The sequence below is a fragment of the Rickettsia endosymbiont of Villa modesta genome (assembly GCF_964026485.1).
Taxonomy (GTDB): Bacteria; Pseudomonadota; Alphaproteobacteria; order Rickettsiales; family Rickettsiaceae; genus Rickettsia; species Rickettsia asembonensis.
Window position 1 is genome coordinate 924,111 of record NZ_OZ032157.1, and the last position, 22,555, is coordinate 946,665.

Here is a 22,555-nt window from a genome sequence, read left to right on the forward strand (position 1 = left end):
TTCCTAAGGCATAAGCAGTCTTACCCTGCGGAAGTAAGGCAACGTTGCGTGGATACCGCCCCTTCATTGTGAGGAGGCGTTGTTGCGTGGACCAACTTCACCTCTGTCATCCCGTGGCTTGACCACGGGATCCAGTTAAAAATACTAAAATTATTAGTATTTTTTGTTGTTTTTATAACGCGAATTTAGGATAAGGAAGAAGAGAAGCATGGAATAAGAATAAAGTATTTACAAGTTAAGAGTGTTGGGTTACTGAAGTTTTTCAACAAAAAAACAAGAACCCAACAATGAAAAAATGTATCACAACTTTATTTTATATACTAGACAATTTTTGTGAAATATATGAAGAATGGGAGAAGCAAAAATTAATACCAACAGATAGAAAACGCCGGAGAGAAGGGAATTTAAGCCTTTCAGAGCTTTTAACTATCGTATTATATTTTTATATATCGCCGTGCAAAGATTTTAAGAATTATTATTTATATCACTTATCATATAAATATAGAGGTTATTTTAAATTACCAAGTTATAGTCGAATAATACAATTATGGTCAAGATTAATTCTACCGCTTGGTTATAATGTTGCAACTATTTAGAGGAGAGGAAACAGGAATTTATTGCATAGATTCAACTAAATTATCGATATGTTATACAAAACGTACAAATAGCAATAAAGTATTTAGTGGTATACTTCTTTTACCTGAAGAATTGGTAGTATTAGATATTAATTATCCATAAGAACATTGATTATTCGCTCATCTAAATATTCATTTTCCAACTTTTCAAGTTAAAGAAGTATATAGCTAAAATAGGGATGAGTAGTTATGGATGGTTTATGGGGTTTAAGTTGCATATAGTAATTAACAATAAGGGAGCGATTATGGCGATCAAAATTACCAAAGCAAATAATAGTGATTTATCGGTAGCAGACGATATAACTGATGGATTACAAGGTAAACTCTTTGGTGATAAGGGATATATTTCTAAGGAATTATTTACTAAATTATTAGGTCGTGGATTACGCTTATTTACAGGAATTAGAAAAGATATGAAGAATCATTTATTGGAAATGGAAGATAAAATACAGCTTAGAAAAAGGTCGTTGGTTGAGTCAGTATTTAATGTCCTAAAAAATAATATGAATCTTGAACACTCAAGGCATCGATCACCTACTAATTTTTTAGTTCATATTCTAGCTTGTGTTAATGCTTTTAATATTACTAAAACTAATATTTTAAACTCTTTTTTCGATAATCTTAAACTCTTCTTATCCTAAACTGGCGTTTTATAGACCTAGTTAGCAAGCCACGGGGTAACATAGTGGGTTTTATCGGTCTACGCAGGAATAACGTTAAAGGCATTCTCCATCATTCGTATTAAGACCTATCGGTGAAACCTCATCCTTATATTCAACAATAAATGATGAAGCAAATTTACGTGGTGTGTCGGCTACTATCCAATCAACTTCTACAACATAATATCCTGGGTCTCTGTCCGGAAAAGCTACTTCAATCGTTTTAGAAGGAGCTAATGTATGATCCCAGTAAGGGAATTTATCAGAAAGTTCACTATAAATTTCTTCTAAATCGTCGTGTTTCAGTCTATTTTCAAAGGTAAACTCTGCCTTTGTCATTTGCACTATATAACCGCGAGTTTTATGTGATGCAGTATAATCCCATTCTATTGTAAGCTTTTTCTCACCTTCTAATGGTATAGCAAAGTTTATCCAGGTAAACGTTGAATCTTTTAATTTCGCTCTTATTTCTTCATTGGTAGCATTTACCCAATCTGTATCATCTGTACGCCCACCATTAAGGATATGCCCATCTAATGGTAGCGGTTCCCCTGCAACATCATTTCCAAAACGCTCATCACTTCCTTTCCCTGTTTCAAAACTTTTCCTATTGTGTAAAGAGGGAATATTATTCGACCATGTTTTGGAGCTGGTTGATTTTGTTGTTCTTCATTTTTCATAAATTCGACCTTTATTTAAGTTAAAAATATTGGTTCTGTGTACTTTTGCTTTTTTTGCAGAAATAGTTATTCATATTTCAAAAAAACCTTATAATTTGCAGCAAAAAATAACCATAATTAAGATTATTCTATCAAAAATGTACAGAGCATATGGAGTATAGAAGATCAAACTATTTTTGCAGGGATTATTAGTTTTTATTTTGGGCAGCGTACTTTCAGCAAATTATGGAAATGTAAGACTTGAATTTTGAGTAGATAATGTTATATATTTAAATATATAAGCAACAAATATAAAGGTAATTTTATGTTAAAGAGTGCAAAATTATATATTCCGTCTATAGCAGCTATTATTTTATCTAGTAATATTGCAATGGCTAATAATAATTATGACACCGGTCATGCGACGCCTTTGCGTCAAGTAGCGGATTTAATAGATAATCAAATTACAAATATTGATAATTTATTTAAAAATAGATTACCGCTTTATGAATCTAATAGCATAAAAAGCAATTTTATTACTAAAGATAAGCAGTATATTATTATAATGGAAGTACCTGGGTTTGATAAAAGTCAAATTAAGATTAAAGTAAACGGCAATAAATTATTTATTACAGGGAATATAGAAGAAAAAAATAAAGCTGATGATTCAGATAATTATATGAATAAAAATTTTAATTATGTAATATCATTATATGAAGATGTAGACCAGGCAAATATCTCTTCAAGCCTTAAGAATGGAATACTTACTATTATTCTACCTCGCACTGAGGTTAAAGAACAAGAAGCAAGAGAGATACCGATTAATTAAAATTAATTTACAGGTAGTCTTTTAATTTTTCTGAAAATAAAACCTTATCCATAGTTGGGTTTTTAGTAATTTATTCGCTTTTTAGCTTTGCTGGCTCTTGAGGGGTGGGCAGGAATTTTTCAAGCTTTTTAGGTCTGTAAGCTTAAAATGTTTATTGTGATACTCCTATTGGTTTTTGGATGCCTTCTATAGCGTATTCTACGGTAATACCTTGTTTTTCTTCGCACAAAATTAACCCAATTGTAGGATTATCCGAATTATCTTTAATTTTGTGATCCATTAAATTAAGATAAAAATTTAGTTTGCCGGCATATTCTGCCTTAAATTTACCGGTTTTTAATTCAATAACAACATAATATTTGAGTTTTATGTGATAAAAAACTAAATCCAAATAATAATCTTCTTCCTCAAGTTCTATATGATATTGATTGCCAACAAATGCAAAACCTTGTCCTAACTCTAATAAAAAGTTTTTAATATTATTTATCAATTTATTTTCTAAATCTCGTTCTATTATTTTACCTTGAATATCTAAAAATTCTAAACTATACGGGTCTTTTATAATCGATCTTGCTAAATCAGACTGTAGCTCAGGTAAAGTATTAGAAAAGTTATTTATACCTTTTGCTGACCTTTCATATAAATTACTTTTAATTTGTAAGGATAATATATACTTCTTTTACCTGAAGAATTGGTAGTATTAGATATTAATTATCCATAAGAACATTGATTATTCGCTCATCTAAATATTCATTTTCCAACTTTTCAAGTTAAAGAAGTATACCTCTCTAGTAAATGAAAAATTGTCAAAGAAGTCAGCAAGTGTTATTAAGTAAGAATGGATTTATAGAAAATTAACATCAGTAGAAAAAGAAGAATTAAAGCTTTACCATAGAAGCGAAAGGGATAAGAGGATTTGTGATAGAATCAAAGCTGTTTTCATGTATGATGATAGCTATAGTATTGATGAGATATCGAAAGTGTTATTACTGAGTGATGGGGAGGGATAAGAAAACATTTAATAGATTATCATAATGCTCAGAAGCTTAAGCCTGGAAATGGCGGTAGTGATAGTAAACTTACTAGACAGGAGGAAGCAGAGTTAATAGTTCATCTAGAAAATAATAATTATGTGTATGCTAGAGATATAGGTTTGTTCATAGAACGTCAATATGGAGTAATCTATACATTAGCTGGGGTAATCAAGCTGTTACACAGACTTGGTTTTAGTTATCAGAAACCTAAGTTAATTCCTGGAAAAATAGATTTAGCTAAGCAAGAGGAATTTAAGCTGCAATATAGTTTGCTAAAAAATAATTTAGCTAAAGATGAGTCTATTTATTTTATGGATAGTGTTCATCCTCAATACCAAACTCGAGCAAGATTTGGTTGGATTAGAAAGAATGTAGTTAAAACATTACCAAGTTTCAGTGGTTGGAAGCGTAAACATATTATTGGTGCTATTAATCTTAAGGATTTAGAGGTAGTAACAACTGACAATCCTAAGGTTAATGGTGATTATATTATTGAATTTTTAAAGAAATTAGAAGCAAATAATCAAGATAAAAGTAAGATTTATTTGATATGCGATAATGCTGGATATCATAGGTCAAAAAAGGTAAAAGAATATCTACAATACAGTAAAATAGGGTTACTATTTTTGCCAGCATATAGTCCTAATTTGAATCCAATTGAACGACTGTGGAAATTTATGCATTCTGTTGTAAGTAACAATAAATTTTATGCGAATTTTGAGACATTTACTGATTCTATACGAATATTTTTTGAAAATATTGAAAAATATAAAAATAAAATTTCTTCATTGGTAAATGACAATTTTCAAACCATTGTGCCTAATCATTTTAACAACTCTTCATGTTGAAGAAGTATACTTCTAGTAAATGAAAAGCAGATAGACGAAGTTTAATTTGGAAAAGAGCAAGACGTTTTATATTTTTTGACCGCAGCGTACACAAACGATCACGCAGATCAAAAAATATGAAACAACGACGCCAATTTTTCAAATTAAACGAGTATATGACCGATCTCTATTTATTTAACGGGGTTTCTACCAAAGCATGCTTAAGTACTTGGTCGATATTTGACACAGATATAATTTCTAGGCTTTCTTTTATATTCGACGGTATATCTTTTAAGTCTTTAACATTCTCCTCAGGAATTAATACGGTTTTAATCCCTCCCCTACTCGCAGCAAGCAACTTCTCTTTAAGACCGCCGATAGGTAAAACATTTCCTCTTAAAGTAATTTCGCCTGTCATTGCTACAGTACGGTGTACGGGTATTTTAGTCATTAACGAAACAATAGTCGTAAACAAAGCACAGCCGGCAGACGGTCCATCCTTTGGAATAGCTCCCGCCGGTACGTGAATGTGAATATCAAAATCTTTATAATTATCGTATTTTAATCCAAAATTTGTTGCTCTGCTTCTAAAACAACTATAGGCAGCCATTGCCGATTCTTTCATAACATCACCGAGTTTTCCGGTGGTCTTTATTTCACCTTTCCCTGGAAATGCTAAAGCCTCTATAGTTAAAAGCTCTCCTCCTACTTCAGTATAAGCAAGTCCTGTAGTACTCCCTATTTGGTCTTCTTTCTCAGCAAGCCCAAAATCATATTTTTTAGCCCCTAGAAATTCTTCAAGATTACTACTATCTATGGCGATATGCTTAACTGTTTTATCTGCTAAAATTTGCTTTAATGCTTTTCTAGTTAATGCCCCTATTTCACGCTCTAAAGCTCTCACACCTGATTCTTTAGTATAATATCTAATTAAATCCAAAATTGCCGCTTCGGATATAGTAATTTCGTCTTTCTTAATTTTATGTACTTTAAATTGTTTTGGAACTAAATAATTTTTGGCGATTTGGAGCTTTTCTTCCTCTACATAACCGGAAATGTATATTTTTTCCATTCTATCGCTTAAAGCTCTTGGTAAATCATGAGAATTAGCAGTAGCAATAAATATTACGTTTGATAGATCATATTCTACTTCTAAATAATGATCCACGAAATGACTATTCTGCTCAGGGTCTAATACCTCAAGCAAAGCGGATGCCGGATCACCTCTAAAATCAGAACTCATTTTATCGATTTCATCAAACAGCATTACAGGGTTACTAGTCTTAACTTTCTTAAGTTGACCTAAAATTTTACCGGGCATTGATCCAAGGTAAGTTTTTCTATGCCCTCTGATTTCTGCTTCATCTCTAACACCGCCGAGAGCAAATTTAGTGTATTTTCTGCCCATTCCTTCGGCAATAGATTTTACAAGTGAAGTTTTACCGACCCCTGGCGGACCGATTAAACATAATATAGGTCCTCTAATTTTACTTGAACGCTGTAATACCGCTAAATATTCTATAATTCGTTCTTTAACTTTTTCGAGTCCAAAATGGTCACGATTTAAAATTTTCTCCGCTTGGTTAATATCTATTTTGCTATTATCATACTTACCCCAAGGCAAACTTAGCAAAGTTTCAAGATAATTACGCGTCACTCCCGACTCTGCCGACATTTGATTCATACTACGGAGTTTTTTAAGCTCTGATTCTGCTTTCTCTTTAGCTTCTTTAGATAATTTTAAACTTTTAATTTTTTTCTCGATATCGGCAAGTTCCGATTTATCTTCATCAAGCTCCTTTTGAATAGCTTTCATTTGTTCGTGCAGATAATAATCACGCTGCGTTTTTTCGATTTGCTTTCTTACTCTTTGCTGCAATGCCTGCTCGGTTTCTGAATTTACTATATTGGAAGTAAGCGTACTAATAACCGTAGTGATACGCTTAAAAGGACTAGTTTCTTCTAATAAATGCTGCTTTGCCTCAAGGGAAGTTATCAGATGTGAAGCTAATATATTTATAATATTTATAAAATTAGTGCTATTACTTATTTCTTTATTGATAGTTTCAATAATTTCCGCATTAACTTTCTTATCATTAATCGCATATTTACTAAATAATTGTACTGCATTATCCACTAATGAACGCATGTTATTAACGTCAAATATTTCTTCATCCGGAATAATTGCATAATTTGCTTCAAAAGCTTCTTCGCCTTTGATATTGCTTAGCTTTACTCTTGCTACTGCTTCTATTAAGATTTTTGCCGTATTATTAGGCAACTTCACTATTTGGATAATCTTGGCAAGTATAGCTGTGTTATAAAGTTCATGTTTACTAGGGTTTTCTTGATCAAATTTTTTCTGTAAAGTTACTAAAATATATTTACTATTATCTTCCTCAGAAACGGTAGTATGAGATAACGCTTGCAGCGATTTTTGTCTACCCACGAAAATAGGAGCAATTACTCCCGGGAATACTACCATATCTCTTAATGCCATAAGCGGCAGGGATTTTTTATTCATCAATTAAAATCTTTTAAAATTTCTAATTATTAACTATATAATATAGTATAAATGCGATTTCAAGCCATCTTTATTAATTATATTTATGAATTTATTACTACAATCTTCTCAAAATGTAGCTACTGCACATAATAGAATAAAACAATATCTACATTTAACTCCAATCGTTCACTCTGAAAGCTTAAATGAGATGCTCGGTCATGAGATTTTTTTTAAGGTTGAATCATTACAAAAAACCGGTGCATTCAAAGTTAGAGGAGTATTAAATCATTTATTGGAATTAAAAGAGCAAGGAAAATTACCTAATAAAATAGTCGGTTATAGTACGGGTAACCATGGGATTGGTCTTGCTTATGCAAGTAAATTATTCGGTATTAAAACAAGGATTTATTTACCGTTAAATACTTCAAAAGTAAAGCAACAAGCAGCTCTCTATTACGGCGGTGAAGTTATATATACAGATACTCGACAAGAAGCGGAAGAAAGAGCAAAAGAAAATGAAAAGCAAGGATTTTACTATATACATCCTTCCGATAGTGATTCTACGATAGCAGGAGCAGGCACGTTATGCTATGAAGCATTACAGCAGCTAGGCTTTAGTCCTGATGCTATTTTTGCCTCTTGCGGTGGCGGCGGTTTAATTTCCGGCTCATATCTTGCCAAGGAATTAATATCACCGACAAGCTTGTTAATAGGTTCAGAACCGCTTAAGGCAAATGATGCTTATTTATCGGTTAAAAACGGCTCAATATATAGATTTGATAATGCACCGACTACCATCGCAGACGGTCTTAAAACCTTGAGTGTATCAGCTCGTACATTTGAATATCTGAAAAAACTTGATCATTTTTATTTAGCAGAAGAATATAAAATATATTATTGGATGGCGTGGCTTACTCATTTACTTAAAGTTATATGCGAGCCGTCAAGTAGTATAAATATGGTTTCAGTGGTAAATTGGTTAAAAACACAATCCAAACCTCAAAAATTACTAGTACTAATCTCAGGCGGTAATATCGGCCCTATTCTCTATAATGAATTATGGAAAGAGGAGTATTTAACCGTTCCACCAAGCATTACTCACTAAAAATAAATATCGTCATTGTGAGAAGAAACTGTAAGTTTCGACGAAGCAATCTCAGGATATTTGACGAGATTGCCACGCAGCCTACGGCTGCTCGCAAGGCATTGTTGCGTGGACCGTTTAGACTTTCCAAATTATATTAAAATTTAACCCTTACTTCTTACTGCTTCTTGATTTTTAGTAGAAGTATACCTCTAGTAAATGAAAAATTGTCAAAGAAGTCAGCAAGTGTTATTAAGTAAGAATGGATTTATAGAAAATTAACATCAGTAGAAAAAGAAGAATTAAAGCTTTACCATAGAAGCGAAAGGGATAAGAGGATTTGTGATAGAATCAAAGCTGTTTTCATGTATGATGATAGCTATAGTATTGATGAGATATCGAAAGTGTTATTACTGAGTGATGGGGAGGGATAAGAAAACATTTAATAGATTATCATAATGCTCAGAAGCTTAAGCCTGGAAATGGCGGTAGTGATAGTAAACTTACTAGACAGGAGGAAGCAGAGTTAATAGTTCATCTAGAAAATAATAATTATGTGTATGCTAGAGATATAGGTTTGTTCATAGAACGTCAATATGGAGTAATCTATACATTAGCTGGGGTAATCAAGCTGTTACACAGACTTGGTTTTAGTTATAAGAAACCTAAGTTAATTCCTGGAAAAATAGATTTAGCTAAGCAAGAGGAATTTAAGCTGCAATATAGTTTGCTAAAAAATAATTTAGCTAAAGATGAGTCTATTTATTTTATGGATAGTGTTCATCCTCAATACCAAACTCGAGCAAGATTTGGTTGGATTAGAAAGAATGTAGTTAAAACATTACCAAGTTTCAGTGGTTGGAAGCGTAAACATATTATTGGTGCTATTAATCTTAAGGATTTAGAGGTAGTAACAACTGACAATCCTAAGGTTAATGGTGATTATATTATTGAATTTTTAAAGGAATTAGAAGCAAATAATCAAGATAAAAGTAAGATTTATTTGATATGCGATAATGCTGGATATCATAGGTCAAAAAAGGTAAAAGAATATCTACAATACAGTAAAATAGAGTTACTATTTTTGCCAGCATATAGTCCTAATTTGAATCCAATTGAACGACTGTGGAAATTTATGCATTCTGTTGTAAGTAACAATAAATTTTATGCGAATTTTGAGACATTTACTGATTCTATACGAATATTTTTTGAAAATATTGAAAAATATAAAAATAAAATTTCTTCATTGATAAATTATAATGGACTGAAAAATCAAGCCAAGATTTTGAGCAATTTACTTGGTAATTTTGTTCAAAATTAAGCTGCCATTTGTGTATGATATTGTATACTATCGAGATAGACATTCATGGGTTTTTTATACCCAATACTTGAATGAAATCTCTGATAATTATATTTACTGATATAATCATTGATACCCTCTTTAAGCTCTCCTATATTTTGATAATCATTAATAAATATACAATTATATTTCAGCGTCCTAAAGAAACGCTCAATAACAATATTGTCAATACTTCTGCCTTTACCATTCATTGATATCTGAATATTATAATCTTTAAGAATCTGTATATGATCATTACTGGTATATTGACTACCTTGATCACTATTAAATATCTGTGGAGCTTGATACTTATTTAATGCTTCCTTCAATATATCAGTTACTAATGTCCCGTCCATGCTATTCGACAGTTTATAGCTTAATATGGCTTTGCTATGCCAATCTATAATGGCTGCTAGATACATAAAGCCTCCGTTAGTGCGAATATATGTAATATCTCCGCTCCAGACCTGATTAGCAGTAGAAACAACTACTTTCTTAGTTTTATCAGTTGTGATCCAGTATTTATCAAGTAGGTAGCTGTATATTTTATGCTCACTATCTTTTATAGTAGCCAGTTTCTTTTTATGAGGGTATATCGCTTCAATACCAATTAATCTCATATATTTTAGCACTCGGTCTTGACCTATCTTAAAACCATCTTCTAATAATTGCTGATACATATAACGATAACCAAATTCTGGATTATCTGTATATATCTCATCTATTCTATTTAACATATTTAAATTATAGCTACTAAGTGATTGTTCTTTATAATATGTTGAAGAACGGTTAACCCCTAATAATTCACATTGTCTTGTCTTTGGTAACTGTTCTAGCTTGGATATGACAAGACTCTTTCTATTTGATAAATCCAAGCTTCTGAGCTTTCCCACAGCCCAATCTCTTTCAATTGTAGTTTTTCCTAAAGCCTTTGCCAACGCATCATTTTGCTCCTTAAGTTCTTTAATTTGTTCTTGATATTCACTCACTACCTTAGCTGGTTCAAATGCTATTGATGCATTTGATAAAAATTGTTTCTTCCAATGTGATATACTATTGCTACTCACCTCATATTTAGACGATAACTGTGATATTGTTACTTCTTCTTTTAATAATTCTAACACTATCTTTGTCTTCTCTTCAGCACTGAAATTCCGTATCTGTTTCTTAACGCGAATTTAGGATAAGGAAGAAGAGAAGCATGGAATAAGAATAAAGTATTTACAAGTTAAGAGTGTTGGGTTACTGAAGTTTTTCAACAAAAAAACAAGAACCCAACAATGAAAAAATGTATCACAACTTTATTTTATATACTAGACAATTTTTGTGAAATATATGAAGAATGGGAGAAGCAAAAATTAATACCAACAGATAGAAAACGCCGGAGAGAAGGGAATTTAAGCCTTTCAGAGCTTTTAACTATCGTATTATATTTTTATATATCGCCGTGCAAAGATTTTAAGAATTATTATTTATATCACTTATCATATAAATATAGAGGTTATTTTAAATTACCAAGTTATAGTCGAATAATACAATTATGGTCAAGATTAATTCTACCGCTTGGTTATAATGTTGCAACTATTTAGAGGAGAGGAAACAGGAATTTATTGCATAGATTCAACTAAATTATCGATATGTTATACAAAACGTACAAATAGCAATAAAGTATTTAGTGGTATACTTCTTTTACCTGAAGAATTGGTAGTATTAGATATTAATTATCCATAAGAACATTGATTATTCGCTCATCTAAATATTCATTTTCCAACTTTTCAAGTTAAAGAAGTATATAGCTAAAATAGGGATGAGTAGTTATGGATGGTTTATGGGGTTTAAGTTGCATATAGTAATTAACAATAAGGGAGCGATTATGGCGATCAAAATTACCAAAGCAAATAATAGTGATTTATCGGTAGCAGACGATATAACTGATGGATTACAAGGTAAACTCTTTGGTGATAAGGGATATATTTCTAAGGAATTATTTACTAAATTATTAGGTCGTGGATTACGCTTATTTACAGGAATTAGAAAAGATATGAAGAATCATTTATTGGAAATGGAAGATAAAATACAGCTTAGAAAAAGGTCGTTGGTTGAGTCAGTATTTAATGTCCTAAAAAATAATATGAATCTTGAACACTCAAGGCATCGATCACCTACTAATTTTTTAGTTCATATTCTAGCTTGTGTTAATGCTTTTAATATTACTAAAACTAATATTTTAAACTCTTTTTTCGATAATCTTAAACTCTTCTTATCCTAAACTGGCGTTCTTAGTCATTTTATCTCCTATAAGTTATTTCTTTATTCTAACTTATTACCAAGATAATCTAACTCTTTTTTTGTCTAATTTTTTCAGTCCATTATAAATGACAATTTTCAAACCATTGTTCCTAATCATTTTAACAACTCTTCAGGTAAAAGAAGTATATATATTACTCCGGCATTACAAGCATCTGTAGAAAATTACTTTCACAATACAAGTAAAAAACTGCATACTAAGATAAAATGGAAAGATAAAGAAATCAATCAAACAGTTGCTTTACCAAAACAACCTAAAATAGGTTATAATATTGGTGCCAGCATCTTGACGGAAAAAGATAATGTAAGTGTTCTACTAGAATATAACTGCCACTTACAGAAGAAATATCAAAGCCATCAAGGTTTTATAAAGTTGAAAATTAATTTGTGATTTGTGAAGGTACTGTTGCAAATATAGAGGAGAAGTAATATAAGGATAGAAAGGAAATTTAAGGGTATGTCAATAAGTCTGTGTAAGTGTTGTATTTCTTCACATTTCAGAACTTGCAGCTGAAGGGTCGAAACCTTGAGTACTCTCTGCGTTTCCCGTTTGATATCTTCGAAAAAACAACGAATCGTACGGAATGGCTCCCCGGGCCGGACTCGAACCAGCGACCGAACGGTTAACAGCCGTTTGCTCTACCACTGAGCTACCGAGGAATATAGAAGTTATCTAAAAATTTTTAGATAACTTCTTATAACAAATCTTTTCTATAACGTCTAGCGTTTTCTTTATACAAAATAAAAAAAGTTTACTCATCCCCAATTTTCAACGCTGCGATAAAAGCAGATTGTGGGATTTCGATATTACCGTACTGTCTCATTCTCTTTTTACCTGCTTTTTGCTTCTCAAGAAGCTTACGTTTACGGCTTATATCACCACCGTAACATTTAGATAAAACGTCTTTACGTAAGGCCTTAATAGTCTCACGGGCAATAATACGGCTACCGATACTTGCTTGAATGGCTATATCGATCTGCTGTCTCGGTATCAAGTCCTTTAATCTTACGCATAACGCCCTACCCCTCTGCTCCGCACGTGAACGATGTACGATTGTCGATAACGCATCAACCGCTTCTGCGTTAACCAAAATCCCAAGCTTAACAAGCTCGGAAGGTTCATAAACATACATTTGCCATTCAAAGCTTGCATAACCTTTAGAACAGCTTTTTAAACGATCGTAAAAATCATAAACAATCTCATTTAGCGGTAATTTATAAACTATTTTAGCTCTGTTTGCTATATAGCTATGATCGAGCTGCACTCCTCTCTTTTCCGTACAAAGCGATAATACCGCTCCTAAAAACTCATCAGGTACCATTATGGTTGCCTTAATCCACGGCTCTTCCATCGATTCAATTTTTTGCAAATCAGGCAAATCTGCAGGATTATGAATCTCTAAGCTTTCACCGTCCCGCATATGGATTTTATACACTACGCTTGGAGCAGTGGTGATTAAATCTAAATCGAATTCCCTACTTAAACGTTCTTGAATTATTTCTAAATGTAATAGCCCTAAAAAACCGCACCTAAAACCTACACCTAAAGCCGACGAGCTTTCCATTTCATACTCGAAGCTGGCATCATTAAGGCGTAATTTAGCTAGCGAATCCTTTAGATGTTCAAATTCCGCACTATCTGTTGGATAAAGCCCGCAAAACACCACCGGTAAATTCGGCTTAAAGCCGGGCAATGCTTGCTCGCAAGGTTTCTTCTCATCAGTAATAGTATCTCCGACTTTACAATCCGCTACTTGCTTTATGGAAGCAGTAAAGAAGCCTATTTCACCTGCATGCAAAACATCTGAAATATGTTTTTTTGGAGTAAAATAGCCGACATTTTCAACGGTATAAACAGAATTTGTTGCCATCATTTTAATCCGCATGTTCTTACGCAAAATTCCATCAATAACACGTACCAAGATAACCACACCAAGATAAGGATCATACCAACTATCGACAAGCAACGCTTTTAAGATATCCGTACTACTTTCTTTCGGTGGAGGTAATTTATTTACTATTGCCTCTAAAACTAAATCAATACCTATACCGCTTTTGGCTGAAATCAATACAGCTTCGCTTGCATCGATCCCGATTATATCCTCTATCTGCTGCTTTACCTGATCAGGCTCTGACGCCGGTAGGTCAATCTTGTTAAGTACCGGCACAATCTCGTGATCATTCTCAATTGCTTGATAAACATTGGCTAGCGTTTGGGCTTCTACTCCTTGCGTACTATCAACTACCAATAGCGAGCCTGCACAAGCAGCAAGTGACCTACTAACTTCATAAGCAAAATCGACATGTCCCGGAGTATCCATCAAATTTAAGTAGTAAGTATTACCGTCTTTAGCCTTATATACAAGCCGCACGGTTTGTGCTTTTATAGTTATACCTCTCTCTTTTTCGATATCCATCGAATCTAGCACTTGCTGGCTCATTTCTCTGGCCTGAAGACCGCCGCAATGTTCAATTAACCTATCGGCTAACGTAGATTTGCCGTGATCGATATGGGCAATTATTGAGAAGTTCCTTATATATTTTTGATTATTCATAATTATTGTGATATAATTTGCGTTTGTTTATTGGGGAATTGTCATCACCATTTTTGATGTCATTCCCGCGTAGGCGGGAATGACATGTAATATATAACAAAATCGAAATTTATAACAGGAAAAAATAATGCGAGCTGAAATAGAAAATTACGTAAAAAAAATTGAGCAATCTTTAGAACTACTTTGGAGGTCACTTTGACGTTGAAGCATCAACTGAAAGACTGAAAGAGTTAGAAGAGTTAACAGCCGATCCGAGCTTATGGAACGACCAAGCTAAAGCACAAACATTACTGCGAGAAAAAAGCAATTTGGAAGAAAAACTAAATGCCTTTAATAAACTCAAATCTAATTTAAAAGACGCTTTAGAACTTGAAGAAATGGCTGAAGCCGAAAACGATTTAGAAACACTTTCACAAGTTGAACAGGACTTTAAAAATTTAAGCATCATTGCTGCTAAATTTGAAACGGAATGCTTATTTTCAGGTGAAGCAGACGGTAATAATTGCTTTTTAGAGATTAATGCCGGAGCCGGAGGAACTGAAAGCCATGACTGGGCGTCTATTATGATGCGTATGTATTTGCGTTTTGCCGAAAGACTCGGCTTTAAAACCGAAGTAATCAATATGATTAACGGCGAAGAAGCAGGAATTAAATCATGCACGATTAGGATAATAGGCAAGCGGGCTTATGGCTGGTTTAAAACCGAAGCAGGAGTTCATAGGCTGGTACGTATTTCTCCGTTCAATGCAGCAGGTAAAAGAATGACTAGCTTTGCAAGTAGCTGGATATACCCCGAAATTGACGATAATATAGCAATTACTATCGAGGATAAAGATTTAAAAATCGATACTTTTAGAGCATCTGGAGCAGGCGGACAGCACGTTAATACTACCGATTCTGCGGTACGTATCACCCATATACCAACCAATACAGTAACACAATGTCAAAGTGATAGATCACAGCATAAAAATAAAGCTCAAGCTATGAAAATGCTTCAAGCAAAACTCTATGAGCTTGAAATGCAGAAACGCACAGACAGCGTTAACGAGCAGAATGCTGCCAAAACCGATAATAGCTGGGGGCATCAAATTAGATCATATGTTTTACAGCCTTATCAGATGGTAAAAGATTTACGTACCGATTATGAAACTTCCGATACTAAAGGAGTGCTTGACGGTGACCTTGAAGAATTTGTTTCCGCAAGCCTTGCTATGAATGCGGGTGGTAAGAGGTAGTTAAAATCAATGAGCAATATTTCAATTAATGAATCATATACTGACTTAATTAAAAATTTAAAACAAGAAATCAGTAAGGCTCGTATTAGAGCTCATTTAGCAGTTAATAAAGAATTAATAGTTCTTTATTGGAATATAGGAAAACTAATTTTAGAACGTCAGAATAAAGAGAAATGGGGGGCAAAAGTTATTCAAAATATTTCTGATGATTTGCGTAAAGAATTTCCTGAAATGAAAGGATTATCATATCAAAATATTTCTTATATGAGGCAATTTGCTGAAGAATATAACGATGAACAAATTCTCCAACAGCCTGTTGGAGAAATTCCTTGGGGCATAATATTGTTATTTTTTCAAAACTAAAAAATATAAATCAAAGAATTTGGTATGCACAACAAACCATCGAAAATGGTTGGTCAAGAAATGTATATACTTCTTCAACATGAAGAGTTGTTAAAATGATTAGGCACAATGGTTTGAAAATTGTCATTTACCAATGAAGAAATTTTATTTTTATATTTTTCAATATTTTCAAAAAATATTCGTATAGAATCAGTAAATGTCTCAAAATTCGCATAAAATTTATTGTTACTTACAACAGAATGCATAAATTTCCACAGTCGTTCAATTGGATTCAAATTAGGACTATATGCTGGCAAAAATAGTAACTCTATTTTACTGTATTGTAGATATTCTTTTACCTTTTTTGACCTATGATATCCAGCATTATCGCATATCAAATAAATCTTACTTTTATCTTGATTATTTGCTTCTAATTCCTTTAAAAATTCAATAATATACTTCTTTTACCTGAAGAATTGGTAGTATTAGATATTAATTATCCATAAGAACATTGATTATTCGCTCATCTAAATATTCATTTTCCAACTTTTCAAGTTAAAGAAGTATATAATCACCATTAACCTTAGGATTGTCAGTTGTTACTACCTCTAAATCCTTAAGATTAATAGCACCAATAATATGTTTACGCTTCCAACCACTGAAACTTGGTAATGTTTTAACTACATTCTTTCTAATCCAACCAAATTTTGCTCGAGTTTGGTATTGAGGATGAACACTATCCATAAAATAAATAGACTCATCTTTAGCTAAATTATTTTTTAGCAAACTATATTGCAGCTTAAATTCCTCTTGCTTAGCTAAATCTATTTTTCCAGGAATTAACTTAGGTTTCTGATAACTAAAACCAAGTCTGTGTAACAGCTTGATTACCCCAGCTAATGTATAGATTACTCCATATTGACGTTCTATGAACAAACCTATATCTCTAGCATACACATAATTATTATTTTCTAGATGAACTATTAACTCTGCTTCCTCCTGTCTAGTAAGTTTACTATCACTACCGCCATTTCCAGGCTTAAGCTTCTGAGCATTATGATAATCTATTAAATGTTTTCTTATCCCTCCCCATCACTCAGTAATAACACTTTCGATATCTCATCAATACTATAGCTATCATCATACGTGAGAACAGCTTTGATTCTATCACAAATCCTCTTATCCCTTTCGCTTCTATGGTAAAGCTTTAATTCTTCTTTTTCTACTGATGTTAATTTTCTATAAATCCATTCTTACTTAATAACACTTGCTGACTTCTTTGACAATTTTTCATTTACTAGAGGTATATAAGCTAAAAACTATTTTTATATTTCCAGTGTGCAGCTTCACCGCTCTCTGCATGATAATGCATCTTATGATCACGTATTTGTATCTCTATTTTATAATTATCCTCAGTTGTAATAATAGTATGTAAAGATTGATAGCCGTTTGGCTTAGGATTAAGAATATAATTTTTAAATTTATCCTTTTCATGCTCATAAAGATCATGAACTACTTTTAAAGCTTTATAACAATTCTCTTCATCTATTACCACTATTCTTATCGCAAAAATATCTGTTAATTCTTCTAACTTTATACCCTTACGATATAATTTATATAAAATTGATATTGGATGTTTGATCCTACCTGTTATTTGAGCAGTAATATCATGTTCAGATAAATTATGATTTAAATGTTTAATAACCCTTTGGAGCAAAACTACCTCCTTAATTTATACTAATTTATTTAATTAGTTATACTTACGAATAACTAAACACCAATTAAAGCAATAAACTTGATTAAATTCTATTAATATTTCTAATTAATTTGCTATTTTAGTAAATATTAATAAAACCCAGCTTTAGTTGGATATTAATAGGCAAAATTAAGCTTGTGGCGAGCTTCGCACTACCCTACCCTATTATTTTTATCTTTTAGAACCTAATTTTTTTAAGTTTTACATATAAAATTTAAATTATCTTATTTTAGTCTTTCTTAACTGTATAATTATAAGATTTTTTTAAAATAAGAATAGTAATTTTTCTAAAACCTTACTAATTTTAGTTAGCATAGTTAACCGACCAAAAGCTAGAAACTTTTATTACTAATTTTTTAAATTAAACGAATATATACTTATTTAACTTGAAAAGTTGGAAAATGAATATTTAGATGAGCGAATAATCAATGTTCTTATGGATAATTAATATCTAATACTACCAATTCTTCAGGTAAAAGAAGTATATATATTATAGATTAAGCTTGCCTATAGCTTCAACAAGAAATCTGTTCTTAATAATTAAGGCAAAACCGCTTTAAACCTTTTGATCTCCTATATGGGACTGTTAACCAAATAACTTTAATTGATAATTAATAAGATTTTTGATAGGATAGCTATCCTTATTTCAAAAAAACCTTATAATTTGCAATTAAAAAGAATTTAATGAGCTTTAAAATTATTTTGTTAACAGTCTCATAGGATAAATACCAAAGGTTGAGCTATTATAATTAATTAAAAAATATTTGCAATCATTTATTGAAATAATTACAAGAAATTCTATATTTTATTTTTTAAGGAAGAGTTTTATTAAAGAATTTATTTTCAAATTAAGCAAAGAATCGCTTTAAAACCCATTTGTTACATAAATCAGTTTTTCAGTATACTCACTGCGACTTGATAGTATGTTGTACGGTACGTTGTTAAAATCGTTATTATAACAAGCATTGCCTGCGTGGACCACAAAACGCATTCGGTGTCATACCTTGGCTTGTCCACAGTATCCAGTAAAAAAACTAAAAATACTAATATTAGTATTTTTAACTAGACCCCGTGGTCAAGCCACGGGGTGACGGCGGTAAAACCGATCCATGCAGCAACGTCTCCTCACAATGATGGATAACAAGCAATGCAACAAGACGAGTTTATTAGACCTATTGCATATATGGAGATATAGACTTAGAAGTCCATACCTCCCATGCCTCCCATACCACCACGCATTGGCGGCATTGAATCTTCTTTATCAGAAGGCTCGTCAACAATTAAAGTTTCCGTGGTAATAATTAACGAAGCAACGGAAGCAGCATCTTGAAGTGCAGTACGCACTACTTTAGCCGGATCGATAATTCCTGCTTTAATCATATCGACATATTGCATGTCTTGAGCGTTAAAGCCATAATTTTTATCCTTATGCTCTAGTAATTTACCAACTACTACGCCACCGTTTTCACCGGCATTTTCAACAATCTGTTTTAGCGGATCCTTTAAAGCTTCTATTACTATTTCAACACCTGCTTGTTGATCTTTGTTATCTACTTTAAGATTTCTTAAAGTTTGTGAAGCGTGAAGTAATGTTACACCGCCCCCTGCAACAACACCTTCCTCAACTGCCGCTCTTGTAGCAGCAAGTGCATCTTCAACACGATCTTTACGCTCTTTTACTTCAACTTCCGTAGCACCGCCGACCTTTAATACGGCAACACCGCCGGAAAGTTTAGCTAAACGCTCTTGTAGTTTTTCTTTATCATAATCAGAAGTAGTTTCAGCTATTTGAGATTTAATTTGTAATACTCTATCTTCAATATTTTTCTTATCACCGTTACCGTCAACAATTACGGTATTTTCTTTAGAAATCGTTACTCTTTTTGCCGTCCCTAGACTTTTAATACTCACATTTTCAAGCTTCATACCTAAATCTTCAGTAATAAGCTCACCTTTAGTTAGGATAGCAATATCTTCCATCATTGCTTTTCTCCTATCACCAAAACCTGGAGCTTTTACTGCCGCAACTTTTAAACCACCACGTAATCTATTGACTACGAGCGTTGCAAGCGCTTCACCCTCAACATCCTCAGCAATAATTAATAACGGGCGTTGTGATTGTACTACAGCCTCAAGTATAGGTAACATCGGTTGTAAATTTGATAATTTTTTCTCAAATAATAAGATGAAAGGATTTTCAAGCTCAGCAACCATTTTCTCGGAATTCGTTACAAAATACGGTGATAGATAACCCCTATCAAACATCATACCTTTAACTACTTCAACATCGAAGCTAAAATTCTTTGCTTCTTCAACGGTTATCACGCCTTCTTTACCGACTTCCTCCATTGCCTTAGCAATTTTCTCACCGATTTCTTTATCACCGTTTGAAGAGATAGTACCAACCTGTGCGATTTCCTCTTGGCTATTGATTTTTTTACTGGATTTTTTAATTTCTTCTACTACTGCGTTTACCGCTAAATCCATACCACGCTTTAAATCCATAGGATTATAACCGGCAGCTACTAACTTATTACCCTCACGAGCTAATGCTCTAGCAAGTACCGTAGCTGTAGTAGTACCGTCACCGGCTACTTCTGCAGCTTTTGTAGCAGCTGATTTTAATAGCTGAGCTCCTGCATTTCTAATTTTATCTTTTAACTCGATCGATTTTGCAACCGTCACACCGTCTTTGGTAATTTTCGGTGAACCGAATGATTGCTCGATAAGTACATTTCTGCCTTTTGGACCTAAAGTAACTTTTACTGCATCTGCAAGTATGTCAATGCCTTCTAGCATTTGCTCACGAGCTTTTGAGCCGTGTTTAATAAGTTTTGTTGCCATATTTAATTTCTCCTTAAAACAAATAATTAATTAATAATACCAAATACGTCGCTTTCTTTCATAACGATCAGTTTTTCGCCTTTAATTTCAATTTCGGTGCCTGCCCATTTACCGTATAAAACTTTATCGCCTACTTTTAACTCTAAAGGATGAATTTCGCCTTTTTTATTACGAATACCGTTACCTATGGCTACTATTTCACCTTGCATCGGTTTTTCTTTTGCGGTATCAGGAATAATAATTCCACCTTTAGTTTTTTCTTCGTGTTCGATAGGCTTTATTGCAATTCTATCATGTAATGGTTTAAAAGACATTTTAACCTCCAATTATTAAATCTTTAAATGTACATACTATATATATTTTATTTTTGCTAGTTCAAGGGGAAAGAATAAAATTTTTTTTACTGACCTCTTTCAAATTCTTCTTTGTTTATACAAGAGGTCTATTCTTTTTCAAAATCCTCTAAACTAGTGCCGTGTTTAGTTTTGCTCCATTTGAAAGGACAGAAAATTATTTCAAATACTGCTTTATATGAAGCTACGGTATGTAATATAAAATAACTAGCCCATAAGATCAAAGCTACTATATCCTGAAATTTTACTTTTCCGCTTTTTAAAGAATTCTTTAATATATACAGAGCAGTACTATAAAGATATAAAAGCGAAAAAATACTATTAACAAGCCCTAAATAATTAATTATAGAATTTTTATTTATAATAATAGAAAATATTATAAAAGGTAAACTCCAAGAATTATAGGTAGATAAGCCGATAAAAATATAAATTGTTATTATCTGAGGTAAAGTAAATTTTCGGTATTTATCTTTTTGTGCTTTAAATACAAAAAATGTTTGCAGAAAACCTTTAATCCAACGTGACCTTTGATTTAGCCAATTACCTAAACTATTCGGAGCTTCTTCTAGAGTATAGGAATCAAGGATAGCTACTTTATAGTTCTGTGAGTAAATTCTTATACCAAGCTCGGCATCTTCCGTTACATTATAAGCATCCCATCCGCCAAGCTTATTTAATATATCCGTTTTAAAATGATTACTAGTACCACCAAGAGGGGTAGGAAGTTTTAATAAACTTAATCCTTTCAAGATATATACTTCTTTTACCTGAAGAGTTGTTAAAATGATTAGGCACAATGGTTTGAAAATTGTCATTTACCAATGAAGAAATTTTATTTTTATATTTTTCAATATTTTCAAAAAATATTCGTATAGAATCAGTAAATGTCTCAAAATTCGCATAAAATTTATTGTTACTTACAACAGAATGCATAAATTCCCACAGTCGTTCAATTGGATTCAAATTAGGACTATATGCTGGCAAAAATAGTAACTCTATTTTACTGTATTGTAGATATTCTTTTACCTTTTTTGACCTATGATATCCAGCATTATCGCATATCAAATAAATCTTACTTTTATCTTGATTATTGTATTTTGTATTTGTAAAGTACCGTTAGCTAATAAATTTAATATATTATTTGTTTCAAGCGAAGGGTTAGCTCCAAATTTTAGCAAATTTTCAACTATTTTATAATATTTATCCATTTGAGTTTGAAATAAACTTATATTTTGATTACTCGGATTATTAGTAATAAGCTGATATTTATTGCAGAATATAAAGCGGTATGATTATCTTGACCAAGATCGTTAATATCTAAACCTAACGGCTTTAATTTTTCGATTTGGTCTTTTCAGAAATATGCGACTCCATAGCAACACGGAAAAAATTATGAATTTGTGCTTTCTCAGTAGCAACAAATTTATCCATTATTTGAGAATTATTATGAAATACATCCATTACCTTAGAGCTATTACTCCAAATTCCCCACTCAAGTATAGTATATATACTTCTTTTACCTGAAGAATTGGTAGTATTAGATATTAATTATCCATAAGAACATTGATTATTCGCTCATCTAAATATTCAT

General features: G+C 32.3%; 19 protein-coding genes, 1 tRNA gene and 4 pseudogenes. 8 read left to right on the forward strand and 16 right to left on the reverse strand.

Annotation, left to right across the window (positions count from 1 at the left end; translation table 11 throughout):
- The first annotated feature begins 287 nt into the window (after positions 1-287).
- Positions 288-1,276: pseudogene (locus AC5584_RS05335) on the forward strand (IS982 family transposase).
- Between the two features lie 75 nt (positions 1,277-1,351).
- Here the strand turns inward: AC5584_RS05335 and AC5584_RS05340 are convergent.
- Together AC5584_RS05340 and AC5584_RS05345 are read right to left on the reverse strand one after the other, a co-directional pair.
- Entirely contained in the window at positions 1,352-1,819 is a 468-nt protein-coding gene (locus tag AC5584_RS05340) for a lytic polysaccharide monooxygenase (RefSeq protein ID WP_499216995.1), read from the reverse strand.
- A gap of 8 nt (positions 1,820-1,827) precedes the next feature.
- On the reverse strand, positions 1,828-1,974 hold the full coding sequence (locus AC5584_RS05345) for a hypothetical protein (protein WP_499216099.1): 147 nt from the start codon (positions 1,972-1,974) through the stop codon (positions 1,828-1,830).
- Between the two features lie 304 nt (positions 1,975-2,278).
- Between AC5584_RS05345 and AC5584_RS05350 the strand changes: the two genes are divergently transcribed.
- Complete coding sequence (locus AC5584_RS05350; RefSeq protein ID WP_410526614.1) at positions 2,279-2,782, forward strand: Hsp20/alpha crystallin family protein; 504 nt, start codon at positions 2,279-2,281, stop codon at positions 2,780-2,782.
- Positions 2,783-2,852: 70 nt separating this feature from the next.
- Here the strand turns inward: AC5584_RS05350 and AC5584_RS05355 are convergent.
- Positions 2,853-3,452: pseudogene (locus AC5584_RS05355) on the reverse strand (PDDEXK nuclease domain-containing protein).
- 351 nt (positions 3,453-3,803) lie between these two features.
- Here AC5584_RS05355 and AC5584_RS05360 point away from each other — a divergent pair.
- Positions 3,804-4,664 carry an IS630 family transposase gene (locus AC5584_RS05360; RefSeq protein WP_499216996.1) on the forward strand — a complete coding sequence of 287 codons (861 nt, stop codon included), beginning with the start codon at positions 3,804-3,806 and terminating at the stop codon, positions 4,662-4,664.
- Between the two features lie 166 nt (positions 4,665-4,830).
- Here AC5584_RS05360 and lon read toward each other — a convergent pair whose 3' ends face one another.
- A complete protein-coding gene (lon, locus tag AC5584_RS05365) occupies positions 4,831-7,167 on the reverse strand; it encodes an endopeptidase La (RefSeq protein WP_499216100.1) in 2,337 nt (778 codons plus the stop codon).
- Positions 7,168-7,252: 85 nt separating this feature from the next.
- Between lon and AC5584_RS05370 the strand changes: the two genes are divergently transcribed.
- Both AC5584_RS05370 and AC5584_RS05375 read left to right on the forward strand, forming a co-directional pair.
- Positions 7,253-8,254: a serine/threonine dehydratase gene (locus AC5584_RS05370; protein ID WP_499216101.1), complete on the forward strand. Its 1,002-nt coding sequence runs from the start codon at positions 7,253-7,255 to the stop codon at positions 8,252-8,254.
- A 424-nt stretch (positions 8,255-8,678) separates the two neighbouring features.
- Positions 8,679-9,554, forward strand: a complete 876-nt coding sequence (locus tag AC5584_RS05375) for an IS630 family transposase (protein ID WP_499216997.1) — start codon at positions 8,679-8,681, stop codon at positions 9,552-9,554.
- On the opposite strand, the gene AC5584_RS05380 is transcribed toward AC5584_RS05375, so the two are convergent.
- A complete protein-coding gene (locus tag AC5584_RS05380) occupies positions 9,551-10,750 on the reverse strand; it encodes an IS3 family transposase (protein ID WP_499216998.1) in 1,200 nt (399 codons plus the stop codon). The genes AC5584_RS05375 and AC5584_RS05380 overlap by 4 nt on opposite strands.
- A gap of 102 nt (positions 10,751-10,852) precedes the next feature.
- Between AC5584_RS05380 and AC5584_RS05385 the strand changes: the two are divergent.
- A pseudogene (locus tag AC5584_RS05385) lies at positions 10,853-11,841 on the forward strand (IS982 family transposase).
- Between the two features lie 623 nt (positions 11,842-12,464).
- Here AC5584_RS05385 and AC5584_RS05390 read toward each other — a convergent pair.
- Together AC5584_RS05390 and lepA are read right to left on the reverse strand one after the other, a co-directional pair.
- Positions 12,465-12,539 (reverse strand) — tRNA-Asn (locus tag AC5584_RS05390).
- Between the two features lie 92 nt (positions 12,540-12,631).
- Entirely contained in the window at positions 12,632-14,434 is a 1,803-nt protein-coding gene (gene lepA / locus AC5584_RS05395; protein ID WP_499216102.1) for a translation elongation factor 4, read from the reverse strand.
- 127 nt (positions 14,435-14,561) lie between these two features.
- Between lepA and prfB the strand changes: the two genes are divergently transcribed.
- Positions 14,562-15,669, forward strand: a protein-coding gene (gene prfB / locus AC5584_RS05400) for a peptide chain release factor 2 (protein ID WP_499216103.1) whose coding sequence is annotated in 2 segments (ribosomal slippage) — positions 14,562-14,630 and positions 14,632-15,669 — 1,107 coding nt in all. Because the reading frame shifts where the segments join, the coding sequence is not laid out codon by codon here.
- A gap of 9 nt (positions 15,670-15,678) precedes the next feature.
- On the forward strand, positions 15,679-16,032 hold the full coding sequence (locus AC5584_RS05405; RefSeq protein WP_499216104.1) for a DUF1016 N-terminal domain-containing protein: 354 nt from the start codon (positions 15,679-15,681) through the stop codon (positions 16,030-16,032).
- 74 nt (positions 16,033-16,106) lie between these two features.
- Here AC5584_RS05405 and AC5584_RS05410 read toward each other — a convergent pair whose 3' ends face one another.
- The 9 genes and pseudogenes from AC5584_RS05410 to AC5584_RS05450 all read right to left on the reverse strand — a co-directional run bounded on the left by AC5584_RS05410 (position 16,107) and on the right by AC5584_RS05450 (position 22,509).
- Entirely contained in the window at positions 16,107-16,466 is a 360-nt protein-coding gene (locus AC5584_RS05410; RefSeq protein WP_499216999.1) for a transposase, read from the reverse strand.
- A gap of 100 nt (positions 16,467-16,566) precedes the next feature.
- Positions 16,567-16,968: a winged helix-turn-helix domain-containing protein gene (locus tag AC5584_RS05415; RefSeq protein ID WP_499216105.1), complete on the reverse strand. Its 402-nt coding sequence runs from the start codon at positions 16,966-16,968 to the stop codon at positions 16,567-16,569.
- A gap of 355 nt (positions 16,969-17,323) precedes the next feature.
- Positions 17,324-17,728: a RelA/SpoT-related domain-containing protein gene (locus tag AC5584_RS05420; protein ID WP_499216106.1), complete on the reverse strand. Its 405-nt coding sequence runs from the start codon at positions 17,726-17,728 to the stop codon at positions 17,324-17,326.
- A gap of 1,236 nt (positions 17,729-18,964) precedes the next feature.
- The gene (gene groL / locus AC5584_RS05425; RefSeq protein WP_499216107.1) at positions 18,965-20,611 is read right to left on the reverse strand and encodes a chaperonin GroEL; all 1,647 of its coding nucleotides are present in this window, start codon (positions 20,609-20,611) and stop codon (positions 18,965-18,967) included.
- Between the two features lie 26 nt (positions 20,612-20,637).
- A complete protein-coding gene (locus AC5584_RS05430) occupies positions 20,638-20,925 on the reverse strand; it encodes a co-chaperone GroES (RefSeq protein WP_499216108.1) in 288 nt (95 codons plus the stop codon).
- 128 nt (positions 20,926-21,053) lie between these two features.
- Positions 21,054-21,713, reverse strand: coding sequence for a glycosyltransferase family 2 protein (locus AC5584_RS05435; protein WP_499216109.1), 660 nt, complete (start codon positions 21,711-21,713; stop codon positions 21,054-21,056).
- Complete coding sequence (locus AC5584_RS05440) at positions 21,664-22,029, reverse strand: transposase (protein ID WP_499216110.1); 366 nt, start codon at positions 22,027-22,029, stop codon at positions 21,664-21,666. The genes AC5584_RS05435 and AC5584_RS05440 overlap by 50 nt, the downstream gene beginning before the upstream one ends.
- Positions 22,026-22,172: a hypothetical protein gene (locus AC5584_RS05445; RefSeq protein ID WP_499216111.1), complete on the reverse strand. Its 147-nt coding sequence runs from the start codon at positions 22,170-22,172 to the stop codon at positions 22,026-22,028. Before AC5584_RS05445 ends, AC5584_RS05440 begins: the two co-directional genes overlap by 4 nt.
- Before the next feature lie 17 nt (positions 22,173-22,189).
- A pseudogene (locus AC5584_RS05450) lies at positions 22,190-22,509 on the reverse strand (hypothetical protein).
- Positions 22,510-22,555 lie beyond the last annotated feature (46 nt).

Bases quoted from the DNA above. Each gene is read 5' to 3' on its own strand.
- AC5584_RS05345 (WP_499216099.1), bottom strand. From the start codon at position 1,974: ATGAAAAATGAAGAACAACAAAATCAACCAGCTCCAAAACATGGTCGA.
- AC5584_RS05350 (WP_410526614.1), top strand. From the start codon at position 2,279: ATGTTAAAGAGTGCAAAATTATATATTCCGTCTATAGCAGCTATTATT.
- lon (WP_499216100.1), bottom strand. From the start codon at position 7,167: ATGAATAAAAAATCCCTGCCGCTTATGGCATTAAGAGATATGGTAGTA.
- AC5584_RS05370 (WP_499216101.1), top strand. From the start codon at position 7,253: ATGAATTTATTACTACAATCTTCTCAAAATGTAGCTACTGCACATAAT.
- lepA (WP_499216102.1), bottom strand. From the start codon at position 14,434: ATGAATAATCAAAAATATATAAGGAACTTCTCAATAATTGCCCATATC.
- AC5584_RS05405 (WP_499216104.1), top strand. From the start codon at position 15,679: ATGAGCAATATTTCAATTAATGAATCATATACTGACTTAATTAAAAAT.
- groL (WP_499216107.1), bottom strand. From the start codon at position 20,611: ATGGCAACAAAACTTATTAAACACGGCTCAAAAGCTCGTGAGCAAATG.
- AC5584_RS05430 (WP_499216108.1), bottom strand. From the start codon at position 20,925: ATGTCTTTTAAACCATTACATGATAGAATTGCAATAAAGCCTATCGAA.
- AC5584_RS05445 (WP_499216111.1), bottom strand. From the start codon at position 22,172: ATGGATAAATATTATAAAATAGTTGAAAATTTGCTAAAATTTGGAGCT.